This is a genomic window from Ensifer sp. SSB1 (assembly GCF_016652895.1).
Lineage (GTDB): Bacteria > Pseudomonadota > Alphaproteobacteria > Rhizobiales > Rhizobiaceae > Ensifer.
Genome location: NZ_JAEPRP010000296.1, coordinates 1072 through 4717, shown reverse-complemented (window position 1 = coordinate 4717; position 3646 = coordinate 1072). Strand labels below are relative to the sequence as shown.

Sequence of the window (3646 nt, the reverse complement as noted above, 5' to 3'; positions counted from 1 at the left end):
GTGGGGGAGCATGTCCGGACCTTTCGGGGGCTAATTCAGAAGGGGACGGGCAGCTTTACGTTCAGGGTTATGTGAACATTGGGGCGAGTGGCCATCTGCTAATTGGCGATGCCCGCTATCAGTCAGACGGTAACATCTATATGCCGATTTATGGCGACTGGCTGAGCAATGTGCTGAACAGCAAGATCACGTCGAGTGGGCGCGCGCATCCGCGTAGGTCCGATGGTGTCGATCTGAATTTCAACTGGTCCGGTCAAGGTGGTCAACCTTCGTGGCTTTGGGGCGGTAACGACGGTACGAACATGTACGTCTACAATCCGTCGAACTTCAACGTCAGCTATGCGGCTAACGCCGGCAACGCGCTCGGTCATGGTCAAGGGTGGCAAAACGTTACTGGTTCACGCGCTATTAATTCGTCCTATCAGAATACAACCGGTCGCCCGATCGCAGTAACGACCTATATCGTTGCGAGCGGTGGCGTTGACGTCAATCTCGTTGTCTCGTCTGACAACTCGACATGGGCAATCGTTTCATCTGGTATCTACGATGCGACAAGCGGTGGCCCATCCAGGAACATGGGAAATGGTGGTTTTACCATCATCCCGTCCGGTTGGTACTACAAGGTATTGACGAATGGTGGTGCTTCGGTGGTCAACTGGCAGGAGTTGAGGACTTGACATTGGAAAAAGGATTCTTTCACCCCGGCCTTGGATACTGGCAAGCGATCGATGATGTTCCCACTGAAATTCTGACCGGATATCCCTATGGAACGATCGAAGTACCATTGAGGCCTTCCGCAGAGCATCGCTACGTCGATGGCGCGTGGGTACACGTCCCGCAACCCGTGCCTACGCCCGAAGAATTACGGGAGCGGATGCCTGTCCTGACGGCGCGTCAGCTCAGGCTTGGTCTAGTGGCTGAGGGCAGATTTTTGGTTCAGGTCGATGCGGCGATCAATGTCATGCCCGAGGGCGCCGAAAAGGAAGCTGTCAAGATTGAATGGGAATATGCGACCTCGTTCAGGCGCAAACACCCGTTGATCGCCACGATAGGGACCGCGCTCGGTCTATCAGATGCCCAGATCGATAATCTGTGGCTTGCTGCTGCCGATCTCTAGGCACTCTCCACAATTCAGGTGAACTATGAATCACTCGGTATTTTTTGCCGCTCTCCGGCGACGGGGTAGCGCGGCATTCGGCATTTCTCTGTCTGCTCAGCAGATGAGGGGCATCGAGGCGATCCTCGATGAAGCCCGTGGTCGCGGTGTCGGCCTCTGCCACCTCGCTGCAATACTCGCGACCGTCTATCACGAAACTGGCGGCTCCATGCAGCCGGTCGAAGAAAACCTCAACTACTCCGCCGAGCGGCTCACCCAGGTTTGGCCCGCACGATTCCCGACGCTTGCAAGTGCAGAGCCCTTTGCCGGCAATCCGCGCAAGCTTGCGAACCGGGTCTATGGCGGTCGGCTCGGGAATGTCGCGGCGGACGATGGGTGGCGTTTCCGCGGGCGCGGGCTGGCGCAGATTACCGGCAAGGCGAACTATGCGAAGTTCGGCCTTGCGGCTGCGCCGGAGCAGGCGAGCGAGATGGCGACTGCGGTGCGCATCCTGTTCGATGGCATGACGGAGGGTTTTTTTACCGGGAAGCGGCTTGCCGACTTCGACACGGACGAAAGCCTTTCCGGGGCGGCAATCGGCTATCGGTATGCGGCGTCACGCGCGATCGTCAATGCGGATGTCAGGCAGATTGGCCCAAAGATCGAGGCTTATGGCCGAGCGTTCGAGGCAGCGTTGCGAGAAGCCGGATATTGCCGGACCGGCCAACCAAAGGCGGCGTCGGCGGAGCCCGGCGTCGTCGTTGCGCTACGGCCGGGAAAGTCGGGACCCGCGGAGAAGGGCGAAGGGGACAGCGATGCGGCTAGGTCTATCGGCAGCACGTTCGAACGCCTTGTTGCAGCGGTTATCGCTGTTTTCGCGAGGTGGGCGAAATGAGCGCGGTGATGATCCGCATCGTGTTGCGCTATGGCGCCGGCTTGCTTGTGGCCAAAGGCTTGCTGGCGCCTGAAACCGGTCCCGCGCTTGCGGATGATCCGGATGTCCAGATGCTGCTGGAGGTTGGCGTCGGCCTGGCTGCCGGGGTTCTATCCGAAACCTGGTATGTGCTCGCGCGCCGTCTTGGCTGGGCCAGGTGATGCTGTCCTGGCCGAAATTGTTGGCCTGCGGTTTGGTGCTCGCCGGCCTCGTCTGGCTCGTCCACGAAATCCGGGCCGACGGTGCCCGTTCCATCGCCAATGCTATCGAAAGGCAGAACAATGACGCTCAGAGCCGCGCTCGCGAAAAGCGCCTTGATTACGATTCCTGCCTTGATGCAGGCGGGCTGTGGAACTTCACAACCGGCCAGTGTTCCGGGTCTCAGGGGCGTGGTCGGAACTGATCTCATCGGCGCGCGCGGTGCGACTGCTGTCGATCAACGCCGGATCGATCGTACGGCCGTTGGCCTGTGCGCTGCGGAAATATGGACACGGGCGGAATGCGCCCGGCATGGGGAGCGTGCCGATGTCGGCAGTTGAAATCGATGTTGCCGTTCACCGCCAGCTCGGTGAACTGGTTGCAGGTATGCGCGGCCTGCAGGAATCGATCCGCCGGATCGAGGAGGGGAGCCGCCGGGCCGAGGACAAGTACGCGGCCATTCATGGCAGCGTGCATCTGCGCATGGAGCAGTTGATCGACCGTGTGGGTGAGATCGAAGCGTGCGTCTCGGCGATCGGTGGGGACGTTGCGGAGATGAAACCGGTGACCGATGATGTCAGACGCTGGAAGCTGATGGGGATCGGCGCATTGGGCGTCACCGGCATTGCAGCGATGGCGCTGGGCGTCAGCTTCGCCGAAGCGATCCGCCGTGTGGTCTTTGTCATCGTCGGCAAGGGGTGACGGGCAGCGCCCGTGAGCGGAGGCGTCGAATATCTTGAGCTGACCGAAATGCCGGTTACGTTCCAACGCAGTTCAGATCTAGCTTGACCGACAGCCCAAGGAAGATCGCGCCAAACCACCGAATTCAATGTAAGCCGCGCGCCCCAACGGGCGCGCGGCGGTTTTTGCGTTTTCTAGCCCTCGAGTGGCACCAAGATGGCAATGCTTGGACTGTTGTCGGCTGGCGGCTTAGATCGCCTGGAAGTGTGCCGCTGGCGGCGTCTTCGGGCGGCCCCAAACGAACGCGTCTTGCCGCCGCGGCTCAGTCGACGGAGCCATGATCCTGTGGCGCACTAAGCCGGCGCCGCATTCGGCGCTCCGGCGGCCATACGCCGGGCACCATCCGATACCGAGAAGCGGAGGCGATATTCCTTCGGCGAAAGGCCGAGGATCTTGCGGAAGATCTTTCGGTAGGCGTTGGTGTCGTCGTAGCCGCTCTGCCAGGCGACCTGCTCGATCGAGAGATGCGAACGCTCCAGCAGATCGCGCGACTTGGCGATCCGCAGCCGCTGGCAATATTCGGTCGGGTTGAAGCCCGTGGCCTTCTGGAAGCGACGCAGGAAGGTGCGGTCGCCGAGCCCCGCGCGCTCGGCCATCATCTGCAGCGTCACGCCCTTGGTGTTGGCGCCGTGTAGCCAATGCTGAATTTTCAGGATGATGCTGTCGCCGTGATCGAG

At 60.6% G+C, this 3646-nt stretch carries 6 protein-coding genes and 1 pseudogene; 6 read left to right on the top strand and 1 reads right to left on the bottom strand.

All coding sequences use genetic code 11. From position 1 onward, the window contains the following. The 6 genes and pseudogenes from I8N66_RS36070 to I8N66_RS36045 form a co-directional block, all read left to right on the top strand. Window positions 1-677, top strand: a pseudogene (locus I8N66_RS36070) (hypothetical protein); the annotation flags it as partial. Then, window positions 674-1117 (top strand): hypothetical protein, encoded by a 444-nt coding sequence (locus I8N66_RS36065; protein WP_291165070.1) that lies wholly within the window; start codon window positions 674-676, stop codon window positions 1115-1117. The pseudogene I8N66_RS36070 and the gene I8N66_RS36065, both read left to right, overlap by 4 nt. A 103-nt stretch (window positions 1118-1220) precedes the next feature. Next, window positions 1221-1991, top strand: a complete 771-nt coding sequence (locus I8N66_RS36060; RefSeq protein WP_291165067.1) for a hypothetical protein — start codon at window positions 1221-1223, stop codon at window positions 1989-1991. Beyond that, window positions 1988-2191 carry a hypothetical protein gene (locus tag I8N66_RS36055; RefSeq protein ID WP_113540552.1) on the top strand — a complete coding sequence of 68 codons (204 nt, stop codon included), beginning with the start codon at window positions 1988-1990 and terminating at the stop codon, window positions 2189-2191. Before I8N66_RS36060 ends, I8N66_RS36055 begins: the two co-directional genes overlap by 4 nt. A gap of 120 nt (window positions 2192-2311) precedes the next feature. Then, entirely contained in the window at window positions 2312-2569 is a 258-nt protein-coding gene (locus I8N66_RS36050) for a hypothetical protein (protein WP_291165064.1), read from the top strand. Continuing rightward, window positions 2556-2930, top strand: coding sequence for a DUF1515 family protein (locus I8N66_RS36045; RefSeq protein WP_291165061.1), 375 nt, complete (start codon window positions 2556-2558; stop codon window positions 2928-2930). The genes I8N66_RS36050 and I8N66_RS36045 overlap by 14 nt, the downstream gene beginning before the upstream one ends. 332 nt (window positions 2931-3262) lie before the next feature. Here the strand turns inward: I8N66_RS36045 and I8N66_RS36040 are convergent. Then, window positions 3263-3646: helix-turn-helix domain-containing protein (locus I8N66_RS36040; protein WP_291165058.1), on the bottom strand; the 384-nt coding region annotated here is incomplete at its 5' end.

Excerpts from the sequence above, each read along its gene's own strand:
- I8N66_RS36060 (WP_291165067.1), top strand. The coding sequence starts at position 1,221 with ATGAGGGGCATCGAGGCGATCCTCGATGAAGCCCGTGGTCGCGGTGTC.
- I8N66_RS36055 (WP_113540552.1), top strand. The coding sequence starts at position 1,988 with ATGAGCGCGGTGATGATCCGCATCGTGTTGCGCTATGGCGCCGGCTTG.
- I8N66_RS36050 (WP_291165064.1), top strand. The coding sequence starts at position 2,312 with ATGACGCTCAGAGCCGCGCTCGCGAAAAGCGCCTTGATTACGATTCCT.
- I8N66_RS36045 (WP_291165061.1), top strand. The coding sequence starts at position 2,556 with ATGTCGGCAGTTGAAATCGATGTTGCCGTTCACCGCCAGCTCGGTGAA.